At 67.2% G+C, this 25,549-nt stretch carries 23 protein-coding genes, 1 tRNA gene and 1 pseudogene; 12 read left to right on the forward strand and 13 right to left on the reverse strand.

Annotated elements, in window-relative coordinates; genetic code table 11:
* Positions 1 to 2 precede the first annotated feature (2 nt).
* The 7 genes from SYV04_RS23895 to SYV04_RS23925 all read left to right on the forward strand — a co-directional run bounded on the left by SYV04_RS23895 (position 3) and on the right by SYV04_RS23925 (position 4,495).
* Positions 3 to 839: an alpha/beta hydrolase gene (locus SYV04_RS23895; protein WP_321548180.1), complete on the forward strand. Its 837-nt coding sequence runs from the start codon at positions 3 to 5 to the stop codon at positions 837 to 839.
* A gap of 48 nt (positions 840 to 887) precedes the next feature.
* The gene (bacN, locus tag SYV04_RS23900; protein WP_321548181.1) at positions 888 to 1,229 is read left to right on the forward strand and encodes a bactofilin BacN; all 342 of its coding nucleotides are present in this window, start codon (positions 888 to 890) and stop codon (positions 1,227 to 1,229) included.
* Positions 1,230 to 1,283: 54 nt separating this feature from the next.
* Complete coding sequence (locus SYV04_RS23905; protein ID WP_002620136.1) at positions 1,284 to 1,607, forward strand: bactofilin family protein; 324 nt, start codon at positions 1,284 to 1,286, stop codon at positions 1,605 to 1,607.
* Positions 1,608 to 1,610: 3 nt separating this feature from the next.
* Positions 1,611 to 2,252 carry a bactofilin family protein gene (locus tag SYV04_RS23910; protein ID WP_321548182.1) on the forward strand — a complete coding sequence of 214 codons (642 nt, stop codon included), beginning with the start codon at positions 1,611 to 1,613 and terminating at the stop codon, positions 2,250 to 2,252.
* Between the two features lie 177 nt (positions 2,253 to 2,429).
* Positions 2,430 to 3,302: a ParB/Srx family N-terminal domain-containing protein gene (locus tag SYV04_RS23915; protein ID WP_321548183.1), complete on the forward strand. Its 873-nt coding sequence runs from the start codon at positions 2,430 to 2,432 to the stop codon at positions 3,300 to 3,302.
* Positions 3,303 to 3,869 (forward strand): orotate phosphoribosyltransferase, encoded by a 567-nt coding sequence (pyrE, locus tag SYV04_RS23920; protein ID WP_321548184.1) that lies wholly within the window; start codon positions 3,303 to 3,305, stop codon positions 3,867 to 3,869.
* Positions 3,866 to 4,495, forward strand: coding sequence for a hypothetical protein (locus SYV04_RS23925; RefSeq protein ID WP_321548185.1), 630 nt, complete (start codon positions 3,866 to 3,868; stop codon positions 4,493 to 4,495). Before pyrE ends, SYV04_RS23925 begins: the two co-directional genes overlap by 4 nt.
* A gap of 7 nt (positions 4,496 to 4,502) precedes the next feature.
* On the opposite strand, the gene SYV04_RS23930 is transcribed toward SYV04_RS23925, so the two are convergent.
* The 3 genes from SYV04_RS23930 to nadB are packed head-to-tail and all read right to left on the reverse strand — an operon-like array spanning position 4,503 to position 7,431.
* The gene (locus SYV04_RS23930; RefSeq protein ID WP_321548186.1) at positions 4,503 to 5,096 is read right to left on the reverse strand and encodes an LOG family protein; all 594 of its coding nucleotides are present in this window, start codon (positions 5,094 to 5,096) and stop codon (positions 4,503 to 4,505) included.
* A 1-nt stretch (position 5,097) separates the two neighbouring features.
* Positions 5,098 to 5,835 carry a rhomboid family intramembrane serine protease gene (locus tag SYV04_RS23935; protein WP_321548187.1) on the reverse strand — a complete coding sequence of 246 codons (738 nt, stop codon included), beginning with the start codon at positions 5,833 to 5,835 and terminating at the stop codon, positions 5,098 to 5,100.
* A gap of 6 nt (positions 5,836 to 5,841) precedes the next feature.
* Positions 5,842 to 7,431: an L-aspartate oxidase gene (gene nadB, locus SYV04_RS23940; protein WP_321548188.1), complete on the reverse strand. Its 1,590-nt coding sequence runs from the start codon at positions 7,429 to 7,431 to the stop codon at positions 5,842 to 5,844.
* Between the two features lie 85 nt (positions 7,432 to 7,516).
* On the opposite strand from nadB, the gene SYV04_RS23945 reads away from it, so the two are divergent.
* From SYV04_RS23945 to SYV04_RS23960, 4 genes are all read left to right on the forward strand, one after another.
* Positions 7,517 to 8,197 (forward strand): transglycosylase SLT domain-containing protein, encoded by a 681-nt coding sequence (locus tag SYV04_RS23945; RefSeq protein WP_321548189.1) that lies wholly within the window; start codon positions 7,517 to 7,519, stop codon positions 8,195 to 8,197.
* Positions 8,157 to 10,319 (forward strand): tetratricopeptide repeat protein, encoded by a 2,163-nt coding sequence (locus tag SYV04_RS23950; protein WP_321548190.1) that lies wholly within the window; start codon positions 8,157 to 8,159, stop codon positions 10,317 to 10,319. Before SYV04_RS23945 ends, SYV04_RS23950 begins: the two co-directional genes overlap by 41 nt.
* Positions 10,320 to 10,328: 9 nt before the next feature.
* Positions 10,329 to 11,009 (forward strand): CDP-diacylglycerol--glycerol-3-phosphate 3-phosphatidyltransferase, encoded by a 681-nt coding sequence (gene pgsA, locus SYV04_RS23955; RefSeq protein ID WP_321548191.1) that lies wholly within the window; start codon positions 10,329 to 10,331, stop codon positions 11,007 to 11,009.
* 73 nt (positions 11,010 to 11,082) lie between these two features.
* Positions 11,083 to 11,157 (forward strand) — tRNA-Gly (locus tag SYV04_RS23960).
* 186 nt (positions 11,158 to 11,343) lie between these two features.
* Here the strand turns inward: SYV04_RS23960 and SYV04_RS23965 are convergent.
* From SYV04_RS23965 to SYV04_RS23975, 3 genes are all read right to left on the reverse strand, one after another.
* A complete protein-coding gene (locus tag SYV04_RS23965) occupies positions 11,344 to 11,598 on the reverse strand; it encodes a hypothetical protein (RefSeq protein WP_321548192.1) in 255 nt (84 codons plus the stop codon).
* A 245-nt stretch (positions 11,599 to 11,843) separates the two neighbouring features.
* Entirely contained in the window at positions 11,844 to 12,761 is a 918-nt protein-coding gene (locus SYV04_RS23970) for a DUF2381 family protein (RefSeq protein ID WP_321548193.1), read from the reverse strand.
* 44 nt (positions 12,762 to 12,805) lie between these two features.
* Positions 12,806 to 14,794 (reverse strand): serine/threonine protein kinase, encoded by a 1,989-nt coding sequence (locus tag SYV04_RS23975; RefSeq protein ID WP_321548194.1) that lies wholly within the window; start codon positions 14,792 to 14,794, stop codon positions 12,806 to 12,808.
* Positions 14,795 to 14,925: 131 nt separating this feature from the next.
* Here SYV04_RS23975 and SYV04_RS23980 point away from each other — a divergent pair, with 131 nt between their 5' ends.
* The gene (locus SYV04_RS23980) at positions 14,926 to 15,147 is read left to right on the forward strand and encodes a hypothetical protein (RefSeq protein WP_321548371.1); all 222 of its coding nucleotides are present in this window, start codon (positions 14,926 to 14,928) and stop codon (positions 15,145 to 15,147) included.
* A 3-nt stretch (positions 15,148 to 15,150) separates the two neighbouring features.
* Here the strand turns inward: SYV04_RS23980 and SYV04_RS23985 are convergent.
* The 7 genes and pseudogenes from SYV04_RS23985 to SYV04_RS24015 all read right to left on the reverse strand — a co-directional run.
* Positions 15,151 to 15,300, reverse strand: a pseudogene (locus SYV04_RS23985) (helix-turn-helix domain-containing protein); the annotation flags it as partial.
* A complete protein-coding gene (locus SYV04_RS23990; RefSeq protein ID WP_321548195.1) occupies positions 15,297 to 16,430 on the reverse strand; it encodes a serine/threonine-protein kinase in 1,134 nt (377 codons plus the stop codon). The pseudogene SYV04_RS23985 and the gene SYV04_RS23990, both read right to left, overlap by 4 nt.
* 243 nt (positions 16,431 to 16,673) lie before the next feature.
* Positions 16,674 to 17,237: a ribosome-binding protein gene (locus tag SYV04_RS23995; RefSeq protein WP_321548196.1), complete on the reverse strand. Its 564-nt coding sequence runs from the start codon at positions 17,235 to 17,237 to the stop codon at positions 16,674 to 16,676.
* 84 nt (positions 17,238 to 17,321) lie between these two features.
* Positions 17,322 to 17,675, reverse strand: coding sequence for a hypothetical protein (locus tag SYV04_RS24000; protein WP_321548197.1), 354 nt, complete (start codon positions 17,673 to 17,675; stop codon positions 17,322 to 17,324).
* Positions 17,676 to 18,050: 375 nt separating this feature from the next.
* On the reverse strand, positions 18,051 to 23,414 hold the full coding sequence (locus SYV04_RS24005) for an NACHT domain-containing protein (protein ID WP_321548198.1): 5,364 nt from the start codon (positions 23,412 to 23,414) through the stop codon (positions 18,051 to 18,053).
* Positions 23,411 to 24,334: a hypothetical protein gene (locus SYV04_RS24010; RefSeq protein WP_321548199.1), complete on the reverse strand. Its 924-nt coding sequence runs from the start codon at positions 24,332 to 24,334 to the stop codon at positions 23,411 to 23,413. Before SYV04_RS24010 ends, SYV04_RS24005 begins: the two co-directional genes overlap by 4 nt.
* Complete coding sequence (locus SYV04_RS24015) at positions 24,331 to 24,870, reverse strand: hypothetical protein (protein ID WP_321548200.1); 540 nt, start codon at positions 24,868 to 24,870, stop codon at positions 24,331 to 24,333. The genes SYV04_RS24010 and SYV04_RS24015 overlap by 4 nt, the downstream gene beginning before the upstream one ends.
* Positions 24,871 to 25,549: the final 679 nt, after the last annotated feature.

Raw genomic sequence — 25,549 nt, forward strand, 5'->3', positions numbered from 1 at the left:
ATATGGCGCGCCACGACGAGGGCTTCTTCACCGCGAAGGACCACCTCCGGCTCTTTTGGACATCGGATCTCCCGGAAGCCCCGCGTGCTCACGTGGCGGTGGTGCATGGCTACGGCGACCACGTAGGTCGCTACAGGCCTGTTACCGAGTCCCTGCTGGCCGAGGGCTTCGCCGTCCACGGCTTCGACTATCGGGGCCATGGCCGGGCCGACGGGCGCCGGGGCTACTGCGACAAGTGGCCCGATTATATGGAGGACCTGGCCCTCTTCTGGGAGCGGGTGCGCAAGGCGGCCGGAGGGCAGAAGGTCTTCCTGCTGGCCCACAGCCACGGGGCGCTGATGGCGGTCCACCTGCTGGCCTCGCGCGGCATGGAGGGCCTGGCCGGGGTGGTGCTGTCGGCCCCGTACTTCAAGCTGGCCATCACCCCTCCGGCGGCCAAGGTGCTGGCCGCGCGCGTGGTGGGCAAGGTGGTGCCGTGGCTCCCCATCGCCACCGAGCTGAAGATCGAGGACCTCACGCGGGACACCGACGTGCAGCAGGCCACGCGCGAGGACCCGCTCTACATCCGTACCGTCACCCCGCGCTGGTTCATCGAATCCACCCAGGCCCAGGCCGAGGCCATGGCCATGGCCATTCGGGTGACAGCACCCATTTTCATCTTCTGCGGATCGGACGACGGGGTGGCCGCGCCGGTGGCGGCCCGCTTCTTCTTCGAGGCGCTGGGTTCATCGGACAAGAAGTTCAAGGAGTATCCCGGCATGCGGCACGAGCCGCTCAACGAGCTGGGGCGCGCGGAGGTGTTCCGGGACATCTCCGGCTGGATCTCCGCGCATCTCTGACATAATCAGGGCGCAATCTTCACGGTCGGCGCTTCCGAGGGTCACCGCATGGCACAGGGCGAAACGGGCATCATCGGCAAGGGCATCGTCATCAAGGGCAGCCTCACGGGCGGCGGAGACCTCGTCATCGAGGGTCGGGTGGAGGGGCAGATCGCCCTGAAGAACCACCTCACCATCGAGAGCACGGGCAAGGTCCAGGCGGACATCCGCGCCGAGGAGTTGACGATCAACGGCGAGGCGAGCGGCAACATCGACGCCTCGACGCGTGTGTCCATCAACGCATCGGCGAAGGTGGCCGGGGACATCAAGGCCCCTCGCGTCATCATCGAGGATGGGGCGGTGTTCAACGGCTCCATCGAGATGGAAGTGAAGCTGCCAGACGACATCTAGTCCCCGCCGTCGCGGGACGAGCGAATACAACCCTTCGAGAGGGGCGCAACACTCATGGCGAATACGGTCATTGGTTCGAGCATCGTCATTGACGGAGAGATCTCCGGCGACGAGGACCTGGTCATCCAGGGCACGGTGAAGGGGAAGATCTCCCTCAAGGAGAGCCTCTACGTGGAGGGCAGCGGCGTCGTCGAGGCGGACATCGAGACGCAGAACGTGGAGATCGCCGGCCGGGTGACGGGCAACATCGTCGCCAGCGACAAGGTGGAGCTGAAGACGGACTGCCGCGTGGTGGGCGACATCAAGGCCCCGCGCATCCTCATTGCCGACGGCGCCTCGTTCAAGGGCAACGTCGACATGGACCAGAAGGAGCGGTGACGCGTGGCCACGGCGAAGGAGCTGGCCGGCGGAGCCGGTGACAATACCGTGGTGGGCCCGTCCATCCTCATCAGCGGCAAGCTGACGGGTGACGAGGACCTGACCGTGCGCGGCCGGGTGGAGGGGGAGCTGACGCTCAGCAAGACCCTCATCGTCGAGACCACGGGCGTGGTGAAGGCGAACGTGGCGGTGCGCAACGCCATCGTGAGCGGCGTGGTGGTGGGCAACATCAACGCCACCGAGAGCGTGGAGCTGACCCGCGACGGGCGCATGGTGGGCGACATCCGCGCCCCGCGCGTCATCATCGTGGACGGGGCGAGCTTCCGCGGCCGGGTGGACATGGGCGAGGTGGAGCCGGGCCGAGTGCCCGTCTCGCGCCCTGCGGTGACCCGTCCCACGGTGCGTCCGAGCGCCGCGCCGACGCGTCCGATGACGCCTCCCGCGCGTCCGACGACGGTGGCACGTCCCACGCCGCCGCCGCCGGCCGCCCGGCCCGCCGCCAAGCCGCTGCCGCCGCCTCCTCCCGCCGCCGCGGGTGGCGCGGGGGCCTCGGCCGCGCCGAAGACCGAGGTGAGCGCGCCCGTTCCGCCAGTGGTGGGAGCAGGCGCCAAGAAGAAGGTGGTCGTGAAGAAGAAGGCCCGCTAAGCGCCCGGACAAGGGAGAGGCCCACCTGTCCGCCGCGAAACGTGAACGCCCTCTCTCATAGGGGAGAGGGTGGGGTGACGGTGGTGGCCAAACCGTGTCCGGTGGCATAGAGCGAGCCACCGCCATGCCGCCACGGTGACGTGCGAGGCAGGGCGCCGGACCGAGCCAGGGGTGCCGATGGACGCCGAGAACAGGGTGGACGGAGAGGACGGGAAGCCGGGCACGCCGGAGGAATCTCCATCGGCGAACGCCCAGGGCGAGGGCGCGCCCGCGAGCCCGGAGCAGGGGGCCGCCGCGAGCGAAGGCCCTGCCGGGAACGAGGGTGGAGGGAGCGAGGGAGGCGGGGGCGAGGCAGCCGCCGAGCCCGGAGCCGCCGAGGCCGCGGTGCCCATGCTGCCCGAGAGCGTCGGGGAGGAGGCCGCGGTGGAGCCGGAGCCGCGCTCGTTCGGCCAGGTGTCGCTGGCCTTCATTCCGCTGGAGCAGGTGGACGAGGACGCCACCTTCCGGATTCGCCCGCCTGGGGAGGTTTCTCAGCTGGCGACGGACGTGGCGCGACTGGGGCAGCTCTTCCCGGTGGACGTGCGGCCGCTGGGCGAGGAGCGCTACCAGATCATCTGCGGCTTCCGGCGGCTGGCGGCGCTGCGCTTCCTGAAGCGGGACCGGGTGCAGGCGCGTGTCCACGCGGGGCTGTCGGACGAGGACGCGCTGTTGATGGCGCTGGCGGCGGCGATTCACGCCACGCCGGTGGATCGCGAGGAGCTGGAGGCCAAGCGCGATCAGCTCGAGAGCCAGGGGCGCCTGAGCGCCGCGGCGCGCGACATGCTGGAGAAGGCGCTGGCGACGGAGGACTCGCTGGCGCCCGAGTCGATGGAGGAGGAGGTCGACGCGGACGAGCTGGCCGCGGACGCGGCGCAGCGGCTGGGCGCCCTCAACCAGGACCTGTCCCTGCTGGCAGACGTGTTCACCTCGCTGGACGAGTCGCGCCGGGCGGAGCTGCTGATGCAGCTGCGGTACTCGGCCGAGCTGGTCGCCTACCTGGAGGGCCTGTAGATGAACAGCGCGCTGGCGCGGGACAGGACCCGGCTGCTGGAGCTGCTCACCGAGCGCTCCTTCGAGCGGCGCAAGGTGGTGCTCTCCTCCGGCAAGGAGTCGGACTTCTACATCGACTGCAAGCGCACGGCGCTGCTGGCCGAGGGGCACTTCCTCATTGGCCGGCTGCTGGTGGATGTCATCACCCGGGAGGCGCCGCTGGCGGTGGGCGTGGGCGGGCTGACGCTGGGGGCGGACCCCATCGCCTCGGCGGTGAGCCTCACCAGCTACCTGGCGGGCACGCCGCTGGAGGCCTTCATCGTCCGCAAGGAGCCCAAGGGGCACGGCACGGGCCAGTGGATCGAAGGCCTGGCGGCGCTGGGGCAGCACGCGCCGGTGGCCATCGTCGAGGACGTGGTGACGACGGGAGCTTCCACGCTCAAGGCCATCGAGCGAGCGCATGCCGAGGGCCTGAAGGTGCTCGGCGCGTTCGCGCTGGTGGACCGGCTCGAGGGCGGGCGCGAGGCGGTCGAGGCTTCTGGCCATCGGCTCTTCACGCTCTTCACCCGTAAGGACTTCATCCCGTGAAGAAGGTGCTCCCTGTCGCGGCGCTGCTGGGCGTGCTCGCCGGCTGCACCAACACGCCTCCCACCATCGGCGATCCGGCGCCGCAGCTCACGGACCGTCGGGCCGAGAAGGTGTACCAGGACATCTTCGAGCGCTACTCGGACCGCGGGGAGATCTACGACGGCTTCGACACGCGCCTGTTCGCGGGCGCCTCGTTCCAGACGGTGGCGTTCCGCGAGGCGCGCGTGCAGCGGCAGGCGCAGTTCCAGCTGCTGCCCAAGTCGCGCGTGGAGGAGCTGCTCGCCAAGGAGCGCGCCGAGGCGGAGCAGTTCCACGAGTTCTTCCTGGGCGTCCACGTCAACGACTACCGCTTCGATGACTTCGACCAGAAGGACTCCATCTGGCGCGTGGTGATGCTGACGCCCTCGGTGGAGGTAGAGCCGCTGAGCATCACCCGGGTGGGCCGGGCGGACCTGAACTTGCGGGCCACGTACCCGTACCTGGGGGTGTTCTGGGTGGGCTACCGGGTGCGCTTCCCCAAGGTGCTGCCCAACGGCGCACCCGTCATCCCCGAGAGCGCCACGCACATACACCTGCGGCTGGCCTCCACGCTGGGGCACTCGGAGCTTCGGGTCCACGCGCGCTAGAGGAGGCTCACGTCTCCTCGGTGCGGCGGATCCACTTCTCCGTCACCTGCATCGTCGGGCCGGCCTGGAGCCGGTCCAGCAGCTCGCCCGCCGAGGCGCTCACGGCGAAGGGCTCGGCTTGGGCCGGGGGGATGAAGCCATCCTCCACGCCGCGGCGGACCATGGCCTGCAGGGGCTCGAAGTAGCCGCCCACGTTCAGCAGGCCGATGGGCTTCTGGTGCAAGCCGAGCTGGCCCCAGGTGAGGATCTCGAACAGCTCGTCGAAGGTGCCGAAGCCGCCGGGCATGGCGATGAAGGCATCCGCGCGCTTGGCCATGAGCGCCTTGCGCTCGTGCATGGAGTTGACCAGGTGCAGCTCGTGGAGGCCGGAGTGGCCGAGCTCGCGCTCCTGAAGGCTGAAGGGCAGCACGCCCACCGCCCGCCCACCACCGGCGAGGGTGGCATCCGCCAGGGCCCCCATCAGCCCAACGCTGGCCCCGCCATAGATGAGCGTGATGCGGCGGCGAGCCAGCTCCGCGCCGAGCGCCTGGGCGGCGGCGAGGAACTCGGGCCGGGCGCCGGGCCGCGAGCCGCAGAAGACGCACACTGTCTGAAGGTCCATGTCAGAAGCCTCCCCGCCGTTCGGGGTGTGCCGCGAACATCGCCACCACGGCGGTGATGAAGAGGATGAGGGGCAGCGCCCGCTTGTAGACGGGGCCTCCCAGGCGCAGGGCAATGCCACAGGGCAGGCCGAAGAGGAAGCCGCCCAGGTGCCCTGCCCAACTGATGGAGATCGGCAGGTCCAGGATGGAGGGCAGCGCGCTGATGACGGCGATCTGCACCAGCCAGAAGCCCAGCTCCTTGCGGCCCTGGCGTGTGGCGATGGGGACCATGGCCCCCGCCCACCCGAGGATCATCCCCGAGGCGCCGACGGTGAACTCGTTGAAGTTGAAGAAGAGGGCGAAGGCGGACGAGCCCAGACAGGTGACGACGCTCAAGCCCAGGAAGCGCCAGCTGCCGATGGCGCGCTCCAGCATGAAGCCGAGCGTGTAGACCACCGACATGTTGAAGAGCAGGTGCAGCGGCCCGCCGTGCTCGAAGGCGCAGGTGAGCATTCGCCAGTACTCGCCGCGCTGGACGAGCGGCCCGTAGAGCGCGAGGGGGTGGCCGGCCTGAGCCAGCTCGATGGCCTCCGGATCGGACGAGACCAGGGGCAGGCCCTTGGCCAGGAAGGCCATGGCCACGCAGCTCAGGATGATTGTCCAGCCCACCCAGGGCACGCGTTGCCGCGGACCCGGGGGAGTCTGCCCCGGCTGGGGAGGAGGGGAGGGCTCGTCGAGGATGCGGGGCTGGCGGGCCATCGGGCCTCAGAGCTCGCGCGAGACGACAGTGTCGCGCTTCCAGTGGTGGTCGTCGGTGTTGGGGTAGTCGAGGGTGAAGTGCAGGCCGCGACTCTCCTTGCGGCGGCTGGCGCAGTCGACGATGAGGTGGGCCACGTCGGCGATGTTGCGCAACTCGATGACGTCCCGGGTCACCTTGAAGCGCCAGTAGTAGTCGCGGATCTCCTCGCGCAGGAGGTCCAGCCGGCGCCGGGCTCGCATCAGCCGCTTGTCCGTGCGGACGATGCCGACGTAGTTCCACATGAGGCGGCGGATCTCGTCCCAGTTGTGGGTGACGACGACGCTCTCGTCCGAGTCCACCGCGCTGCCCGGGTCCCAGTCGGGCGGGTCCTGCGGGAGCGGAGGCAGGGCGCGTGCCTCCTCGGCGGTGGCCTGGGCGGCGCGGTGGCCGAAGACGAGCCCCTCGAGCAGCGAGTTGGAGGCCAGCCGGTTGGCGCCGTGCAGCCCGGTGTGGGCCACCTCGCCGATGGCGTAGAGGCCGGGCACGGTGGTGCGGCCCTGCAGGTCGGTCACCACGCCGCCGCACATGTAGTGGGCCGCGGGAACCACGGGGATGGGCTGCACGGCCATGTCGATGTTGAAGGCCTTGCAGGTGGCGTAGATGTTGGGGAAGCGCTCGGTGACGAAGGCGCGGCCCAGGTGCGTCATGTCCAGGTAGACGCAGTCATCGCCGGTGCGCTTGAGCTCCGCGTCGATAGCGCGGGCCACCACGTCGCGAGGGGCCAGGGCGCCCAGCGGGTGGTAGCGCTCCATGAAGGTCTGCCCACCGCGCAGGCGCAGCTTGCCGCCCTCACCGCGCAGCGCCTCGCTGATCAAGAAGCTCTTGGCCTCCGGGTGGTACAGGCAGGTGGGGTGGAACTGGTAGAACTCCATGTTGGCGATCTGCGCGCCGGCCCGGTAGGCCATGGCCACCCCGTCGCCCGTCGCCACGTCCGGGTTGGAGGTATAGAGGTACACCTTGCCCGCGCCGCCGGTGGCCAGCACCGTCACCTTGGCCAGGAACGTGTCGATGTGGCCGTGCTCGTTGAGGGCGTAGATGCCCACGCAGCGGCTGGCTCGACCCGGCGCCTGGCGTCGGTCCAGGATGAGATCGATGGCGGCGGTGTGCTGGAAGAAGGTGATGTTCTTCTGCGCATCACACGCGGCCAACAAGGCCCGCTGCACCTCGCGGCCCGTGATGTCGCCCGCGTGGATGATGCGCCGGGCGGAGTGGCCTCCCTCGCGCGTCAGGTCGAAGTCGCCGGTGCTGGCCCGGTTGAACTCGGCGCCGAGCGCGACGAGCTCGCGGATGCGGTCGGGCCCCTCGCGGACCGTGACCTCCACCGCATCCTGGTGGTTGAGCTCGTTGCCGGCCACCAGGGTGTCCTGGACGTGGGCCTCGAAGGTGTCGGTGGGGGCCAGCACGCTGGCGATGCCCCCCTGGGCGTACTGGGTGTTGCTCTCGTAGCGCTCACGCTTGGTGAGCACCGCGACGGAGCCATGCCGGGCCGCCTGGAGGGCGAACGAGAGACCCGCGACACCACCACCCAGGACGAGGAAGTCGAAGCGCTGCGGCATGGTGGACAGCCTTAACGGCTGTAAGTGCTGGAAACAAGGCGTTTTCTTGAGGACTTTCCGGCACGGGTCTAAGGTTTGCGGGCCAATGCGCCTGAGTCCCGCTCTCCTGCTTGCCTTGTTGATGCTTCCCCTGGGGGCCTTCGCCTCCGAGGGCATCTATCGCTACGTGGAGAAGGACGGGACGATCATCTATACGAACGTGGCGCCGCCGGGCAGCAAGCGGGCCAAGAAGCTCAAGGGCACCTTCACCACCTCGCAGGCGCCCTCGGCGCCGGTGCGGGGCCGGGCGAGCGCTCCGGCGGACCTGGAGCCGCACATCACCACGGCCGCCACGCGCTACAAGATCCCCGCCAGCCTGGTGCGCGCCATCATGCAGGCGGAGAGCAACTTCAATCCCAACGCCGTGTCTCCCAAGGGGGCCTGCGGGCTGATGCAGCTGATGCCCCCGACGGCGGCGGAGATGTACGTAAAGGACATCTTCGACGAGAAGGAGAACATCGAAGGGGGCGTGCGCTACCTGCGGGTGCTCGCCAACACGTTCAACGGGGACATGGTGAAGATGATCGCCGCGTACAACGCGGGCCCCGATGCGGTGCGCAAGTACGGAGGCAACGTGCCGCCGTACGCCGAGACGCAGGAGTACGTGCGCAAGGTCCTCCAGCTCTACTACCACTACAAAGAGCGCGAGCGGCTCGCCCGGAACGAGCCCCGCGAAGCGAATGCCGATGGCGACGACGCGAGCGACGGGGCAGGAGTCGCAGAATAGCCCCGTTGACGACGAGTTTTTGCAGCACCTCTATCGTGGGGGTGAGCTGCTGGCTGCGGGCAAGGTGATCGAGGCCAAGGACGTCCTCGAGCGCGCCCACAAGATGCAGCCCCGGAACGAGAAGGGGCAGAACCTCCTTGGGCTGACGTACTTCAAGCTGGGGATGTTCGACCGCGCGGCGGAGCTCTACGAGATGTTGGTGCGCGAGAACCCGGTGGATCCGACGCTGCGGATCAACCTGGGGCTGGTGTACCTGAAGACGAACGCGCTGCAGCGCGCGGTGCGCGAGTTCGAGGTGGCGGTGGACCTGTCGCCGGACCACCAGAAGGCGCACAACTACCTGGGGCTGGCGCTGGCGCAGGCGGGCGAGTACGGCCGGGCGCGCGAGCACTTCATCAAGTCGGGCAGTGACGCGATGGCGGAGAAGATGTCGCGAGCCATCGCGGGCGACGGCTTCAGCCGACCGGCGCCGGTGCAGCCGGCCCGGGCGCGAGGCTTCTCGGAGCTCGAGGGCGCCGAGGTGGTGCGCGAGCAGGGTGGGGAGCCGGTGCCGGAGTCGCCGCGAGCGGACTCGGAGCCGACCCTCGACATGGTGGAGGAGGCGCCCTCGCAGCAGGAGCAGGTCCACGCGGCCGAGCCGGTGGCGCCGACGCCTCCGCCACTGCCGCCGTCGGTGCGTGCTCCCGAGCCGCGCCAGGCGCCTCCGCCCGCCGAGGATGACTGGGGCGCGCAGTTCGGGCTCGACGACAGCGCGCAGACGCAGGCCCCGGCTCCAGCCGAGCAGCCCCTGATGGAGGCGGAGCCCGAGGTCGTCTCCGAGATGAGCACGGGGGGGATGGAGTCCCCTGCCGCCGAGGCTGCGCTGTCCGGCGCCGAGGGCCCGGTGATGGTGGTGACCGCCCCTCCGGCTGCTCCAGCCGAGGAGCTTTCCATCACCGTGGAGGAGGTCCCCGTCCCCGCGCCGGTGGAAGCCGCGGCGGCACCCCCGTACTCAGAGGAGAACCTCCCGGTCCTGCCGGTGGAGGAGGTCTCCGAGGACGGGATGCCGGTGCTGACGGCGGAGCCCGAGGATCCGGAAGACCTGGCCGCCATGGCTCAGCACGAGCAGGCCCCTCCGCTCGAGGCGCCGGTGGAGGCGGCTCCCGAGGCGCCCTACTACCCGGAGCAGGCTCCTGCCGAGGCCCCTCCGCCCGAGGCGCCTTACTTCCATGAGCAGGCTTCCGCCGAGGCTGCTCCGCCCGAGGTACCGGTGGAGCCGGCTCCGGAGGCGGCGTACTACCCGGAAGCTTCGGCCGTGCTGGCCCCTAGCGAACCCGCCGCCGGGTTTCAGGCAGAGGCTGCGCCCGAGGAGGCCCCTGCGCCCATGGAAGCGGGGGAGGGCGAGACTCCGGCTGCTATCCCCGCGGTGTTCAATGCGGTCTTCCCGCCGCAATCCGCCTCGCTGGCACTGCCGGAGAGCAACCTGCCGCAGGAAGGGGCGTCGCCTCCCCTTGGAGAGCTGGCGCCCACGATCATGCTGGAGGGGGCCAACCCCACGAGCCGCTTCACGGTGGGCGCGGGAGGCTTCTCCGCGGTGGTGGACGGGGAGCTGCTCACGCGGCTGGAGGGACTGGTGGCCTTCTCCGGTCAGCTCTCCTTCCAGCCGGAGATGAAGCGCTTCCGGGGCCGCACGACCGACAAGCCGTTCGGCGACGAGGGCCTGCGGATGGTGCGGGCCAGCGGCCGGGGCATGCTCTTCATCGAGCCGGCGGAGCGCCGGGCCTTCCACGTGGTGGATCTGGGCGAGGAGTCGGCGTACTTCCGGGACGAGTGCGTGTTCGCGTTCGAGGAGCCGGTGATGTTCGAGAACGGCCGGGTGCCCTCGGACGTGGCGCCGGACCTGGACCTGGTCCACCTGCGGGGGAACGGGAAGGTGCTCTTGTGCCTGACGGGGCCGTTGCGCTCGCTGCCGGTGGGGATGGAGGCGCCGGTGACGGTGCCGCTGACGCACCTGGTGGGCTGGCAGGGGAACCTGACGCCACGGGTGGTTTCGCTGCTGTGGGGGCCCGCAGGTGAGATCCTGAAGACAGGAGTGGAGCTGAGCGGCGAAGGATTTGCCCTCATGAGCCTGCCAGTCCGCTAGAACGGGGGCATGGACCGAGCCACCAGGAAGCAGCGGAAGAAGGAGGAGCGGGCGAAGCGGCGCGCGGGGCGCAAGCAGAGCGTCCTCGTCCAGGAGTTCTGGAACCTCCCCAACATGCTGACGCTGGGGCGGATCCTGCTGATTCCGGTGTTCGTGTGGTTCACGTACGACGCGGATCCGTTCTACTCGTTGATGGCGGGGGTGGTGTTCGCGGTGGCGGCCATCACGGACGTGGTGGACGGGTACCTGGCGCGCAAGTGGAACCTCATCACGGTGGTGGGCAAGTTCATGGACCCACTGGCCGACAAGCTCATCGTCATGGCGGCGCTGGTGATGATGGTGCGGCTGGGGCGGATCGCGGCCTGGGTGGTGATCGTGCTGCTGGCGCGGGAGCTGATTGTCAGCGGCCTGAGGACCATCGCGGCGAGCGAGGGCATGGTCATCGCGGCGGGGCAGGAGGGCAAGTGGAAGACCAGCCTGCAGCTGGTGGGGGTGATTTCACTCTGCGTTCACTACGTGCATCCGTTGGACTTGGGGTTCCGGGTGGTGACGGTGGACTACAACCTGGTGGGCAAGGTGTTGGTGTACCTGTCGGGGGCGTTCTCGGTGTGGAGCGCGGTGGTGTACTTCCGAGCGTTCCTCGCCATGCTGGCCAGGCGAGGAGGCGGAACCGACACACAGAATGCTTGACGTGCTCGGAGCAGGTCGGTATATCCGCCCTCGCTTCGACGGTGCGGCGACGCAGCGGCGAGAGGCAACAGACGCGGGAATAGCTCAGCGGTAGAGCATCGCCTTGCCAAGGCGAGGGTCGAGGGTTCAAATCCCTTTTCCCGCTCCAGAATGAAGTCCGGCGGCCGGAACTCCTCCAAGGGTTCCGGCCGCTGGCGTTTCAGGCTTCATGTGCCCCGTATGTTCCCCTGGCGGGGCTCGGCGTGTCGAGCACGTGCATGGCGTCCCGCTTCATGTCCGGGCTCAGGTGCGCGTAGCGCATGGTCATGTCGATGGTGGAGTGGCCGAGCAGCTCCTAGACGGCCTTGAGCGCCACTCCGCGCATGACGAGATGGGACGCGAAGCTGTTCCGGAGATCGTGCCACCCGAGCCGCCGGGCGAGGCCAGTGCGGGTACAGGTCCGGGAGACCACCGTCTTCAGCTCGATGGCCGTGTAGAAGCCGGCGGCCTCCACGATGGAGTCGTAGTCCGCGTTGCGCGGCAGCGGCGTTCCCAGTCCATGCCAGGGCTCCTTCCCTGCATAGACCATGCTGTGGATGTTGTGAGGCATGTTGTCCTCCTTCAGAGGCTGAGACGCGCCTCGGGCGTGAGGACGCATGAACTGAGTGCCCATGCGCCTCTCGCTCGCGATGTGCTCTTTGTTGAGGTTGGAGGAAGACACCTGGTCGGGATGGCCAGGCGCCAGCGGGCCGTAGAGCGCTCGCCACGTACTTATACCCAAGCAAGTGGGGCGGCTTCGATCCCCGAGGGAGCCAACGCCCGAACCGCGCTTCTGGATGCACGCGGCGCAGATCGTTACTGCGGGAATACGATCCTGCCCACTCGAACGGTCCGGCCATCGTTGCCGACCACCACGAGGGTGAAAGAGCGCGCGACCTCGCTGCCCTTGAGCTGCCACTCCAAGATCACGGATTGTGGGACATTGCCTGGGGGAAGCGGTCCCTCCCCAAGCCAGGTCATGGGCTTGAAAACCCCGCCGTGGCCATCCGCCAGGAAGATCTCTTTGATGCTCCACTCCCGCGGCTGTGGCTGGGAGAGGCTGAGTGACAGCGCCACCCGATTGCTGTCGACGGCGCGAAGGCTCAGACACTGATGGACCTCCAGTGCATTGCCGTGCGTACCTTTCAGGTGGCGTAGCCTCTCGGCTTTGACACCATCTTCGCCAAGGATGCCGTTGGCAAGGAGTCCAGCCAGCCCGCCCTTCGTGAGCGCTTGGCTTTCCAACTGCTTCACGCGGCTTCGTAGTTGTGCGTTCTCAGCCCGGACCTCTCGAGCCTCCTGCTGATACGCCTCGACAGGACGCGCGTGACGAAAGACGTCGATCTGGCGTGTCGCGAGGGCCGGGTGCGCGATCAAGAGAAATGTCGCACTCGCAGGTGCCCCGCCATCAAGGAAGGGGACGGTCATCAGGAACCGTTCCCCTGGCATGAGGTTCCTCTTGGGTTTGAGCACTATCATGCGGCCTGCGATCTCGAAGCTCTCGAACCGCTCACGCCCCTGGAGCGCTACCAGGTCGCGTGCGATGTTCGTGCTGAAGCTGAAAACCGTCACGAGGCCGCCGCTGACGCACGCCAAGGAAGGCGCCCCGGTTGTCTCGGGCAGGAGGTCAACGCGGGGCGCCGCCGCTTCGCATTCAGCAAAGCTCGGAGTGTCCGTCTGAACAGGGCTTGTCAGAAGAACCAGTGTGAGCCCAACTGAAGAGAGGAGGGACATCGGGTAGCCTCAACTCGCGGCTACGTCTGAGCTTTCAGACGGGGCTAGAAGTAGACTCGGATGACAGGGCCGCTGTGAATCACAGCGGACTCCCCAGAGGAAGGCTCGTTCATGGGCTCGCCGCTCTCACCCCTGGGGCCGATGAACTCCGCGCAGATGGCGATCTCGTCACCCTCAGGCGTCGTGACCTTCGTGAAGTTGCCATAGACCCTGTCCGGCCCGAAGAAGAGCTTGCCTTCAAACACGCCCTCGCGGAACTTGGGTCGGTCGGTCCGGGATCTTCCTCTGAGCTTCACCACTCCCTCGCGGACAGCAACGTCCTCTCCGAGTTTCGTCCCGGGCCATTGGACTTCGAAGGACTCAGGGACCGTGATCCCCCACTTATACATCTCCTGGACCACCCTGTCGGGGCACGGCCCGGGCCGGGGGGGGGGAGGAGACCGAACCACCGTGGTATTGCTCACACACCCGATAGCGCCCGCGACGCAGCACACCCCGACACATTTCCTGATCTTCTTCAGCGCGTTCTTCACGTCTGGCTCGTCCTTGGGAAGCGTCGCCTCAACGACGGACGCGGAGGTTGAGGCCGCGTCCGACCCAGATTCGGGCGCTTGCAGCGGAATCTCCAGTTTTTGGACCGAGGAGCCTACCTGCCAGGGTGCGAAGGAGCCGACTTCCCCGTTGGGTTGGAGCCCTTCTGGCCAGGGTGCAGGCATGTCGAGGCGGACGGGAGCCTCCACCGTGTGGAGAGGCGGGCCACCCACCGAATGGGGCACCATGATGAGTCCCAGTGCCAGCATCATCGTCCAGGAGGCAGCCCGACGGGCGGACGTCTGGAAGGCCCACAAGACCCTCTGCCTCCATCCTACCGGGCTGGATGGCACTTCGACCGGCAGCGGCTCTGGAACGACCACTGCCACCGCGGCGGCTCCTGGGGCTGGTGCTGCGTCCTCGGCCTTCGGAAGTGGCAGGGGCTCCCGTGGAGGCACGAGGGGCGGCGCTGGTGCCATGTACTCGGGCAGCTTGATCACTCGCCCGCGCCGAGGGGGCCTGACCTTCAGGAGTGCCAGGTCGATTCCGTGCTCGGCCAGGACCGTCGCGTCGATATCGGTCGTTCGGCACTCGGGCGCGTCGGGATGGCCGAGTGGCGCATCCCATGTTGCCACACCCACAGGTGTTTCCAGCACCCGGCGCAGCTCCCCGCACATCTCCTTCAAGTCTGCATAGCGGTCCTCTGGGTTCTTCTCCAGCAGTCTCATGCAGATGGCCCCGAGCTCGGGCGGTGCGCGGGGGTTGATGACGTGAGGCGCCTTGGGAGTTTCCCGGAGCACCCGTCGCGTCATGAGGGGATCTTCGCGCACACCAAAGGGAAGCCGGTCCGTCAGCAGCCAGTAGAAGGTCACCCCCAGCGCCCACTGCTCGTCCTTGGCCGTGGGTCTGTAGCGCTCCTCTTCGTCCCTCGCGTGTTTCCAGGCTTCTGGGCTGAGGTACTCCAGGGTGCCGGTGAGCTGACCGAGCCCCGAGTTCGACCTGGCCCCCGTCAGCGTCCCGAGCCCGAAGTCGAGCACCACCGGCTCCTCACCTGGCAGCCGGACCATGATGTTCTCCCGCTTCACATCCCGATGGAGCACGCCGGCTTCTTGGACTGCGATCAGGGTGCGGCCGAGGGAGAGCACCAACTCGCCGACCTTGCGCGCCGAAGGGTTGTGGATCATCACGTAGTCGTAGAGCGTCAGCCCCTCCACGAATTCCATGACGACGTAGAAGAGCCCGTGGTCTGGGTCCGGCCACCTGCCACACGCGATGAAGCGCACCACCCCAGGATGCTGAAGCTTCTTGAGCGCCAGGAGGATCTGCGCCTCGATTTCGCCGAACTGATCGAGTCCCGGATCCAGGAACTTCAGTGCGTAGACCCGTCCGAATGCTTCAGCGCGATACACATGGCCCTGCCCGCCGTCTCCGATGAGGCCAACGATGCGGTAGTCACCGACCATGGTCCCGACGGAGGGGAGTCGAAATGACGGGTGCTCCATGGGTTCATCCTGCCTCCTGACTCACGGGATAGCGTGAGCCGTGTCCAACTTACGGCATCCTGCGCCCCTGAAGATGCCCGGCGCAACAAAGCTCCAGGGTGAAGGCCCGCTCTCGTTCTCTATGTTCTGGGGTGTCTACGGCCCGCCAGCATGACCTTGGCGACTCCCTGGAGGGCGATGACTTCGGCCTCTTCGAGTTCACGTGCAAGGCGCGTGAGTCGCCGGAGATGGGGTGGATCCTCGGGCGTCTGCTGCGGCCCTGGCGCACTGCCTGGGCTCATGAGCCCCAGGAGCACACGCGGATCCGCTTCGAGGACATGGCACATGCCCAGGAACGTCTGGATGCTCGGTAGCAGCACGCCACGCTCGATCCTCCCATACACCTCCATCGCGATCCCAATCCGAGCCGCTACTTCGGCTTGGGTGAGGCCCCTCTGGCGCCGGGCGTCGCGTGCGGCTGCGCCCAGTTCGGTGGCGAATCGCTGCCTCGTTTGGAAACGCCTCATGGGATGTTCCAAGGCACATCCACAGGCGTTGAAAGGATACCGGGCTCTGTTACGCCATAAGCGACATGCTCATCGAGCTTTCTCGCCGCACGGATGAGCGCCGCCATCTCTGCTGCCAGCTCCCCCTCGTGATACTTGGGCCAGGAGTCGCGCATGTAGCCGCGGAGATCGTCAGCCATGTCGAGGGTGCTCTGGTAGCGCTCAGAGGGATCAACTTGGAGAGCTTTCGCAATGATCCGACGCAGCCGTTGGGCGAGCCTCTTCGTGGCCCGGTTCACGTCCTCGGAGCCAAAATTCAGGAGGCGGGCTGTCAGGACCTCAAGAGGGATAGCGGGTTCAGTCTCGACGCGAGTGCCTGGGAGCACGAAGGCCGAAGCCTCATCCTCCAGGGAATCCGGAGGGTCGAGAGGGTGCCAGCCGGTGATCTCCCCCAGGAGAACCAGGCCCAATGAGAAGATGTCGGCCCTCTTGTCGGGTGGAGTCCTGGCTGCGGCACGGCGGCGATTCCTTGGCGTCTGGAACTCGCGTAGAACTTCGGGCGCAATGTATGCGGCGTCCCCCCTGAGAAGCCCGGTGGGCGTCCGATACCGTCCAATCAACTCGGAGTAGGCCGACCCAAAGTTCACGAGCTTGACCTGGCCACGTTGACTGATCTGAATGTTCGCAGGCGACACGGCTCGATGAACGATATGGAGGGGATGCTCCTTCTCACCGAGACACTGATGGGCGTGGCCCAGCGCATTGGCAACGGCCAGGGCAACGGTGACAGCGAAACCGACGGACACCTTGCGCTTCACGAGAGCAGAGGCATCGAGGACCGTTTCCAGAGAGCATCCAGGCACGTGCTCCAAAACGAGGAAGGGTTGATTCTCTTCAACCGCGTAGCCGAGCACTTTGCCGATGTTGCGGTGACTCAGGAACTTGCTGAGCTGCAACTCCTCCGACAGCCGGGCTCTCACCTGCACGGCGGTCTCGTGCGTCACGTGAAGCGGTCTCAGCTCGACGGTCGTCGTGTCCGTCCCGAGATACTCCCTGCGCGCCGCCAGAAGCACAGGAGCTCCATCACGGCCGTACTTGATGGGGCGTAGCACTAGGTATTCGAAGCCACACGACTCGAAGACGCGGATCATGCGCGGACCTCCGGTGAGATAGGAACCTACGGGTAGCATAGGACCCACCACGATGGGAAGGCCATGAGACGACAGAGGTCTCATTCCGTAAGGGGCTGATGACTCGCTCCCGAGGGCCATCGCAGTGGTGAGGATAGGTCGTGTGCCGACGGATACGGGTTCGCTCCCTCATGCCTCATCGGAGCCAAAAAGAAGAACCCGAGGTGACGAGGAGGACTTCCCCCCTCGCCACCCGGGCACGAGTCACATGGTGCGCGACGATCGAGCCGAGGCCCTGCTCGAACTGGTCCTGGCCTCGTCACCCATGCTCGGCTTCATTAGCCCGGTGGCGCCGTTGCCCGTCTTTCTGCGAGTCGGCTGCTGCTCGCCGGTGCCGGGGGCGGTACTGCGGATGCTCGCGTCCATCTTCTCTTGCCGCTCCTTCATCTCGCGCAGCTCCTTGCCCAGCCGCATTGTCTCGGCGCGCTGAGTGTCGAGCTGGCCCTGAAGGCCCTTGCGCAGGTCTGCCACCTCGGTCTTCACGTCCTTCGTCAGCGAGCGCATCTCACCCATTGCCGCAGTGTTCGCCTGGGTGAGCTTCTCGAGCAGCTCCGAGTGCTTCCGGTCGAGCTCGGCCAGCGTCATCTGGCCCTGGAGCTGCCGCACTTCCTGCGCCTTCTGGCGCATGGACTCCTGCGTCTCCGACGGCTCGTCGTCGCCGGCCAGCCAGCGGCCAATTGTCTTGCGGCTGGCGTAGCCGAGGGCTCCAGCGGTCATGGTGGCGGCGATCTTGCCGAGGTTGTTGGTGATGATGGGGAGAAAGGGCATGTGGGACTCCTGGTGGAGCCCAGGAAGAATTCCCGGGCTCTAGAGCTGATACCCATCGCCGCTCCCGGTTTTCGGATGCCTGCGCTAGCCAACGGGCGGAGGCTGCTCATCGTCTTGGCGGGTCTTGAACAGCAGCTCGAAGTTCGCATCGAAGCAGCCCGCGATGATGTCCTCCTGTTCCTTCTTCTTGCCCACGAGTAGACGGAAGTGCAGGAGCAGGCTGGATCGGTTCAGGCGGAGTCGCCTGGTGCGCTTAGTCATCCGGACCAAGTGCAGGGCAACCGCGCGGTCATCGTCATGGTCCAGGGGCGCATTCATGGCGCGCGTGTTCTCTTGGACCAGCGGCTTGCTGAGGGCCATGCAAAGGCGCTTGGCCTCCTCGAACGTCATTGGCCGGAACAGGCAGCAGTTCCGGACGGTGTGGATGATCTTCTTCACGGTGTCCTCCATGCGGCGCGCGCACGAAGGACGTGGAGCCCGTGTGGCGCGCGTGATGCGCGCCAGGGGCGCAGGGGTTGAGTGGGGTGGGGCTTCTAGATGAATCGGCGCTCGGGCCTTTACGACGGACATCTCCAGCGGGTGGCCGTCGTAGTCATCCGAACGTCACAGAGGAGGAACTCCTCCAAGGGCTTATACCCAGGGTTAAGGGCTGAATCGTGGGAGGGCAGGGGACTGGCCGATGATGGCACTGCCATGTACGCCAGCACTCGCCTACTGCCTCCAGATGTGGTCGACGCGAACGTCCGGCGCAGTTGCCCCGCCCACTCCACTCGCGCCACCCGCTCCTTCTGAAGTTCCGCCTTGGCCGCTGCCTCAAGCGCTGTGCCCGCCTCTTTCGGCTTCGGCTCTGCCCCCGTTTGGGGAAGCAGAAATGGCCGGAGTTTCGCGCCTGGAGTTTGGGGGGGCCGGCCACCAGGGGGCGTTCACCTCGCGCCAGAGGCAATCCAGGAGTTCTTCGGAATGGGGGAGGGACATCAGCCAGTGAAGGGCGAGGGCATTGCCTGGCTCCTGGCGAAGTGTCGCGAGCAGCAGGTCCAGGTCTCCGGGCTCTGGCGTCACATGATCCTCGAAGGTGCTTTCGAACGGATCTCCCCACATCGACGCTTCGAGCATGACGCGATGAGCGGCTTTCGCGTCCACCTTCTGGAGCATGCCCTTCAGCACCCTCTCGGCACGGTCGTATTCGCGGTCGTTGTCAGACGTGGGGTCCTGCCTCCATAGCTCGGCGGCGATGAAGAGCACATGCTCCGGGAGCCTCTGGTGGCGCTGGGCGAGCTCCCACACTTCAGGATCATCCGTCAGGGCCCGCGCCGCGCGCTTGGCCTGCTCGCCATCTCCGAACCGCACGATGACCTCAGCGGCGGCCTGCTTCCAGGTGAAGTGATGCGCCCAGGAGATGTGGTGCCGGAAATTGGCGGGATGGGTCTCCAACAGATCCACCAACTCTTCGACCACACCCTCTCCACCGAGACGAGCCAACACCAGGGCTGCCTCGCTCTTCGCTTCGGGCGAGTGCGTCAGGAAGGGACGGAACCAGGGCAGATCCGAGGCGGTGCTGAAGCGGCTGACCAGCCAGATGACGGAGGCCAGACTCCAAGGGGAGAGCGCGTGGAGGTCTGGAGCTTGCTTCCAGCGCAGTGCATCCTCCGCCTCGCCTACGATGGACAGGATCCAGAGGCCAATCTCCCGGACTTCTCTCTCCGAGGATGGCCCCGAGGCCTGCCGTGCCCAGGAGAGCAACAGCGAGCGGTTTGAGCCCGGATGCTCCAGCTCTCGCCGGAGCATCTTCCACCGGAGGTCCTCGAGGACCTTGCTTCGAAGCTCCTGGGGTGTGGTGGGCTCCAGCCAGGGCAGGAGCCCCGCGACGCCGTCGAGGCGCTCGAGTTGGTGGCACAGCCACCGGTTCATGCGGTTCTGATCCAAGTCCTCCAGGTGCTCTTGGAAGAGGCTGGGGGAATTCAGCTCGGGTTTTAGCCGGCCTGTCAGCGCCTCCGCTCGCAGGAGCTTCGCGGCCTCGGAGGCGTGAGGTGTGCCCCTCAGGACATCCACCGCGCGCTCGAGGAGGGATCCTCCCTGGCGAATGCGCGCGAGCATCTCGTCGACAGGCGGGTGCTGGCGCAGCACCGCTGCCGCGAAGGGGGCCAGCTCGGAGTCTTCCAACCCCGCGAGCACCAGCGGTTGATGCTGAGGCTGATAGAGCCGCAGCAGGTGTTCGAGGATGGAGGCCCGTGAAGGTTCTTCGGGGCGCTTGAACCTTCGCTCCCGCTCCCACACGAGCGCCGAGGTGGGCACTTCCGCAACGTCCTGGAGGGATGCCCCGAGATCATAGGGCAGCCGGGACTTCGCCATCGTGCTCCAGAGTGTCTCGAAGGACTCGAAGCGTGGGAGCGTTTGAATGTCGAACGCGGGGAGGTCCCACGGCTTCGGGCGGCTCCGCTCCAAAGGCGTGGAGTTCTCGCGCTCCTGGCGCCGCGCAAGGATTCGCTGTGCCTCCGCGAGGGCCTGGTGAGCCGCGCGGGCGACCTCGGGGTCCGCATCCTGCAGATACGGCGTGAGAAGCTCGGCCTCTCGGTCAGAGCAGAGGGTTTTGGCCGCGAACCGGCGCTGGGGAGGGCTGCCGTTCGCCAGCAGCTCCGCGAAGAAGGGGGCCTTCGCATCCCTCGTGGGGAAGAGCTCCTCCACGACCTGAGAGTAGGGCCCCTCGAGCATCTCCGCGAAGGACTTGAAGGACTGGGACTCGGTCACACGCCGCGCCACTTCCCCAGCCAGAGTCTGATGCGCACGTAAGGTGTGGTTTCCAGCCGACTCCTCCCAGGGATGCTGCGTGGGGAGCCATTTGGGGCTGTCATCGTCCTTTCGATGGGGAGGCGGAGGGGCGTGCTCGAGCACCGCCAACAGCAGCTCGAGCGGCAACGCCTTCACCTGGGTCGCGGAAGCGAACGCCACCCAGCGCTCGTCCGGAACCAGCGACACGAGCGACGGCAGGACCTCGGCAATTCCGATGGGAAGCTCCTGCGCCACGAGCCGGGCCATGGCCTCGATGCGGAGCGGCCGGAAGTCATCCTGGAGCGCGGTCCTCAGGACCTCCTCTGGGACAGCGCCGTGAAGATGCGTGTGGGCAACGATCGCCCGCCAGCGAGCCGGGCCACAGGAGTCCTCCGTGAACTCCGCGTAGAGCGGCTCGAGGTCCTTGTCGTAATCGACAATGTCGCCCAGCAGGTTGCAGGCCCAGAGCAGGTCCCATTGCCGGAGCCACACCTCGGAAGGCACTCCCTGGGTCAGGCCTTGGAATCGAACCAGAGCCTGCCAGTCGCTATCGTCGTACTCGCCCAGCTCCAGGATGTTCAGGGCGGCGCGCATGAGGGCCTCGCGCTTCTGCTCGGGGCTGCCGCTCCGGACGACAGCCTCCAGGAGGGGTTTCACCGTGGCGGGCGGGAAGCGTGACAGCAGGTCCAGCCGTTCGAGCAGCCGGGAGGCCGGAGCCCGCTGCGCCCAGACCTTGGCGGCATTGGAAGCGGCGCCTGCCTCCAGCGTGTCGATCAACCTATCCAGCTCGGTCACCCAGGGGCCCGGCTTCCGCCCGAGGAGGTATTCTTCCGCCCGCGAGAACCGGAGGACCACGTCCAGGGGCAGCTCCAGCTCGAGGGTAATCGCGAGCCGCTCGGCGAACTCTTCTGGTGAGCGATCCTCGGAGAACGTGGGGGAGGCTGACCGTGGCGGCCGCGCAGGCAGAGGCCCTGACTTCAGGAACTCGCCCACCTTGGGAGGGCATGCGGCAATCAACGTCCCAGCATGAGGACGCAGGGCAGGCGCCCAACGGCTGAGCGCGAGCCACAGCTCCCCCGCATCCTCGAGGCCTCCTGGCAGCCCGGAGTCATAGTGATGCAGCAGCCGATTGCCGTGGCTCGCGAACTGGAGACGCTTGCGCAGCACCTCAAGGGCCACGGGGGGCTCGATGCGCTCCGGACCATTGGGGACCAGCAGCCGCGTGGCCAGCGCGAGCGACGAGAAGGGGCGGTGGGAGGGGGCTCCCAGGTTTCGGATGAAGGCTGTCAGCCGTTCGCGCGAAGGGAGGAGAGCGGCGAAGTGCTGGGAGATCGCCTCGGCGCTGGGCTCTCCGATCAGCCTCAGCAGCTCGGCCTCGGCGTCGGGCTGATCCACGAGGTGAAGGGCAGCGCAGAACTCCGCGAGGCTCTTGTGGGAGAACTGGTAGCGCTCCGGGGCCACTTGCTGCACGAGGTCGCTGTTCTCCAGCACCTGGTGAACCGCCGTGAGCACCGGGGTAGAGCCTTTCATGGCTGCGAGGTCTTCCTGGCGGATCATGGCCTCGCCTCGGCGAAGCATGGCCCAGGCCGCGGCGCCCAGGACTCCCATCCCTTCACGCAGGAAAGTCAACCGGGTTTCTGGCGTGATGCGCTTTGTCTCTTGAGCGCGTCGGATGAGGGCGTGGATGCTCTTGCGGAAGACCGTCGGTACATCCAGGCGATCTCCGAGGTCCGCCTCTTCCAGCTGTGCCAGCAGCGAGACTCCCAGCGGCGTCGAGCAGAGATCGGCGACCAGCTCCTTGCGGCGATCGCTGGGGCGTGTCCGGGCGGTGCTCTCCTCCTTCAGCTCCGTCAAAGCCGCCCAGTGACCTGCTTTGCCCAGGGACTCGAAGAGCGACTGGGCTTGGTCGGGAGACAGCGGCGCAATGCGGAAGTGGAGGCCTGGGGTCACCTCCGTGGGCAGCGGACGGGCGCCAATGAGCGAGGGACCCGGCCAGTCCGCCGTCAGAACACGGATCTGCTCCCGGTTCTCCTGGGAGACCTCATCGAGTCCATCCACGAACAACCAGACGCTGCCCGCGAGCGCGGGGGACTGTGCCAGCTCCACGAGCCTCCTGCACTCCGCCTCCGTGAGCTTGGGAGAAACGGCGATGCGCAGGGCCCGCTCCAGGGAGAAACCCTGGTCGACGAGGCGGCGTGCCTCGATCCGGAGCGCAGGACCCAGCAACAGGTGTTCGTGGAGGAGGCGGCCGCTCAGCCGTCGCAGCTCGATGGACTTGCCGCTGCCGGGTCCCCCTTCGAGGAAGGCGGGCCGCGTGTTCCCGGACAGCCAGCTCTGGAACACCTCTTCGAGCAGATCGTCCTCAGTGAGCGAGCTGTCGTCCGAGTGAGGTTGTTGCTCCAGGGGCAGGGCCAAGGTCTTCGAGACATCGAGGACCTCGCCGTTCCAGCAAGGCACCCGCCGTGAGGCCTCCGCGAGTGCCGAGAAGAGCCGCGTCTCAGGGACCGAGGGGGTCACCATGCCGAGCCGGATCAGCAGATCCAACACGCTCCGGAATGGCTGGATGCGCTGCTCATACTCGCGGCCCCAGATCGAATGGGTTGCGTGCTTCTTGTCGGTCCGGTCGAGCACTTGGCGTGCTTCTTGCCACTGTGAGGCGGGCACGAAGAGCGTACCCACGGGGTGGTTCTGAAAGAAGCTGCGGACCTTGTCCTCGATGCCATCCACACGGAGGGCCAGTCCCTCTGCGTCGAGTTCCCCGGTGAAGCCCAGGACCCGTGGCTCGTTCCTAGATTCACGGCCGGGCTTGAGCCGGGGGGCAACCTCCGGCTGTTGGTCGAGCAGGGCCCTGACGAAGAGCGCCGCCATCTTCGAGCGTCCGTCCGCGCCGCGATCCAGCGCCCAGCGCGGAGCCTTCACCCCGAGGAAGCGCTCCACCAGCGCCGCGGTGAGCTGGATCTCCTCGCCGAGGCTCTCCGGTGCGCCGGGCTGCTCCGTGTAGAACACCCGAGCGGGAGCGTCGTTCACCAGAGGCGCCAACACATGGGGAACCGCCAACCGCAGGCGATGGGCCTTGAGCTCCAGGGGACGTTCTTCCAGGAAGTGGAACCTGGGCGGCAGGGCGCGTGGAGGAAGCTCGAAGCCGAGGATCTCGGCGGCTTCGAAGCAGCCCGCTCCGAGTTCGGCGGTCCCGAATGCGTCCTTCTCGATTTCGTCCAGCTCCAGTCCCAGCCAGAGCTGCCGCAGGGCTCGCCGTGCCTCCTCCAGGCGTTCGGCCTCCACGCACCGCAAGGCCTCGGCTGCGCTCGGGAGGGCCCGGGCGAGCATGCTCCTCTGCGGAGGAGATCTCGGAGGACAGCCCCTGCCCAGCAGCACCTCGCGGGCCCACGCCCGCTCCTCTGCCGGGATCATTCCCCGGACTCCTCCATCTTCACGGTGACCTGCCACCGTGCCTCTTCCAGAGGCAGGTTCAGCCCCTCACGCCGCAGCCGCTCCCGGAGGTGCTCGGCCTTGCCCAGGCGCGCGATGATGGCCCGCTTCGAGTGGTGCGAGATGGGCAGCTCCCAGGTGATCGTCCGATCCTGCGCGGACAGCTGAAGCTCGATCGCGCCGACAGCCTGGAGGCCCGGCGGCAGCTCCACCAGGATGAGGATGTCCCCGTCCTCCGCGTAGATCTCCACCGCCCCGCCGCTGAACGGCTCGCGCGAGGCCGTGCCCAGATCCGACGCTGCGGCACGATGGAGCGCGGTGAGCAGCGGCGCCGAGGAGACATCCTGGCGGAGGCTCTTCGGCGGGCGAGGCTTGGCCTCCCGATTCCCCGCAGCGCGTCTCGCGGCACGCTCGATGGTCTCCCAGAGGAGCCGGCTGCTCGCCTCGTCCGGCAAGGTCGCGAGCCGGTTCTCAGCCATCTCCCGGAGTTCCGCGACGCGCGCGGGGGCTCTCCACACGGCATTGCTCACCTGGAACATCAACGCACGCGCCTGGCCGGCGCGGCCCTGCAAGTCATCCACGGTGGCGGCATCGTCGAACTCGAGCAGCACATCAAGCAGCTCACCGAACGGGGTGTCAGTGCTGGCGAGCTGAGCCTTCAGCTGAGGCATGTAGAGCAAAGGCTCGGGCTGGGTGGCCGTGGGCGCCACCTTCGTGGCCAACGCCTCCAGGCTCTCCGGAAGATCAAAGGCGATTCCAGCGGCCCGGGCCTGGGCCAGCCGCGCGCGGAGCACGAGCACCCGGAGGGCGGTATCCGGATCCAGCGGCCCTTGCGTGGACTCCTGTTCGAGCTCGGCCAGTTGTTCCAGCGCCGAGGCGACCCATGGATTCAGCGGGCTCATGGGGAACCCGCTTTCTTGGCGAGCGACGTCTTGTCCTTGAACCGGTCGATGGCCTTGCGAAGGAATTGAGCGGGCTGCCACTGCTCTGGCCGTCCCGGTGGGGCTATCCGGTAGGCCGAGATGACCTGAGCCGAGCGGCCTGCGGAGGCACGGGTAGCGACGACGAAGACGGCGTTGTCCCCTACCAACGCCTGTAACTGGGCGTCGTCCTTCAGCACGCCCACGCGCTTGTACAGAGGGGCCGTCCGGACCGATTGCATGTAGGCCGGGCCGTAGTAGGCGTCGTGGTCGGCCTGCACGAGCTTCTGGCACGTGTCACACAGCGTTTCACGCTCGTCGGAGCCCTCCTGCACGCGGTCGATGAGCGTGCATCCGGCATCCAGGGCGCGCTTCCGAAGGCCGGAAGGCAACTTGGGCACCACCAAGTCCCAGCGCTCCTCGCGGCGGTACAGGTGCTTGAGGACGTGCTTTGCCTGCTCCCAACCTTCCGCGATTGGAAGAATGTCCGGCTGGAGCTTTGCGTCTGGAACCGTCACCGTCCCTCCCGGGCCTCCCCGTGTTCCAGGGGGCGATGGCTCGGGTATAGCAAAGCTCCGAACGTCTCAGCACATGAGCGCGAACACCGGCCAGAGGAACCGCAGGCCGTTCCCGTCGGAAAGGGGCACACAGCCCAGCGGCACTAGGGGCTGATCCAGGTCGACTATGTTCCTGGGCTGCAGGAAGTTTCCTCGAATCTGGAGGATGCGCGCGTCCACCGGCTCACCGTTTGAGCGCGGAGGATAGGCCAGCGAGAGGGGATAGGATCGGGCATCATCAGGCCTCGGGGCTAGGTGGAGGCGAGCCTGTCCCTCGGGCGCCAGGGAGTAAAGGTCGATGCCGGTCCATTGCCACTGCTTCGAATCGAACACGAGGAACTCAATGTCGGGGCCGGTCTCAGACTCCTGGACCTAGCTGATCCACGAGCATGAGGGTCGCCCGGTTATGGGGGCGAACCGAGGAGCGGTAGACGCTGTGCCGTGGGGCGCGCTCATGTGCCCCGTATGTGCCCCTCCGGTGCGGAATCAGGCGGAACCAGGTGGGACAGGGGGGGATGGGAAGGGATGAAGAATCCGAGGAAAATCAAGGGGATGGTGGGTAACGGCGCGTCCTGCTTCAGGTTTTTCCATCCCCTCGGGCAGGGTTCAAATCCCTTTTCCCGCTCCAGAATGAAGTTCA

This window comes from Hyalangium ruber (genome assembly GCF_034259325.1).
In the GTDB taxonomy this organism is placed as follows: Bacteria; Myxococcota; Myxococcia; order Myxococcales; family Myxococcaceae; genus Hyalangium_A; species Hyalangium_A rubrum.

Excerpts from the sequence above, each read along its gene's own strand:
- SYV04_RS23895 (WP_321548180.1), top strand. The coding sequence starts at position 3 with ATGGCGCGCCACGACGAGGGCTTCTTCACCGCGAAGGACCACCTCCGG.
- bacN (WP_321548181.1), top strand. The coding sequence starts at position 888 with ATGGCACAGGGCGAAACGGGCATCATCGGCAAGGGCATCGTCATCAAG.
- SYV04_RS23905 (WP_002620136.1), top strand. The coding sequence starts at position 1,284 with ATGGCGAATACGGTCATTGGTTCGAGCATCGTCATTGACGGAGAGATC.
- SYV04_RS23915 (WP_321548183.1), top strand. The coding sequence starts at position 2,430 with ATGGACGCCGAGAACAGGGTGGACGGAGAGGACGGGAAGCCGGGCACG.
- pyrE (WP_321548184.1), top strand. The coding sequence starts at position 3,303 with ATGAACAGCGCGCTGGCGCGGGACAGGACCCGGCTGCTGGAGCTGCTC.
- SYV04_RS23930 (WP_321548186.1), bottom strand. The coding sequence starts at position 5,096 with ATGGACCTTCAGACAGTGTGCGTCTTCTGCGGCTCGCGGCCCGGCGCC.
- SYV04_RS23935 (WP_321548187.1), bottom strand. The coding sequence starts at position 5,835 with ATGGCCCGCCAGCCCCGCATCCTCGACGAGCCCTCCCCTCCTCCCCAG.
- nadB (WP_321548188.1), bottom strand. The coding sequence starts at position 7,431 with ATGCCGCAGCGCTTCGACTTCCTCGTCCTGGGTGGTGGTGTCGCGGGT.
- SYV04_RS23945 (WP_321548189.1), top strand. The coding sequence starts at position 7,517 with ATGCGCCTGAGTCCCGCTCTCCTGCTTGCCTTGTTGATGCTTCCCCTG.
- SYV04_RS23950 (WP_321548190.1), top strand. The coding sequence starts at position 8,157 with ATGGCGACGACGCGAGCGACGGGGCAGGAGTCGCAGAATAGCCCCGTT.
- pgsA (WP_321548191.1), top strand. The coding sequence starts at position 10,329 with ATGGACCGAGCCACCAGGAAGCAGCGGAAGAAGGAGGAGCGGGCGAAG.
- SYV04_RS23965 (WP_321548192.1), bottom strand. The coding sequence starts at position 11,598 with ATGCCTCACAACATCCACAGCATGGTCTATGCAGGGAAGGAGCCCTGG.
- SYV04_RS23970 (WP_321548193.1), bottom strand. The coding sequence starts at position 12,761 with ATGTCCCTCCTCTCTTCAGTTGGGCTCACACTGGTTCTTCTGACAAGC.
- SYV04_RS23975 (WP_321548194.1), bottom strand. The coding sequence starts at position 14,794 with ATGGAGCACCCGTCATTTCGACTCCCCTCCGTCGGGACCATGGTCGGT.
- SYV04_RS23990 (WP_321548195.1), bottom strand. The coding sequence starts at position 16,430 with ATGATCCGCGTCTTCGAGTCGTGTGGCTTCGAATACCTAGTGCTACGC.
- SYV04_RS23995 (WP_321548196.1), bottom strand. The coding sequence starts at position 17,237 with ATGCCCTTTCTCCCCATCATCACCAACAACCTCGGCAAGATCGCCGCC.
- SYV04_RS24005 (WP_321548198.1), bottom strand. The coding sequence starts at position 23,414 with ATGATCCCGGCAGAGGAGCGGGCGTGGGCCCGCGAGGTGCTGCTGGGC.
- SYV04_RS24010 (WP_321548199.1), bottom strand. The coding sequence starts at position 24,334 with ATGAGCCCGCTGAATCCATGGGTCGCCTCGGCGCTGGAACAACTGGCC.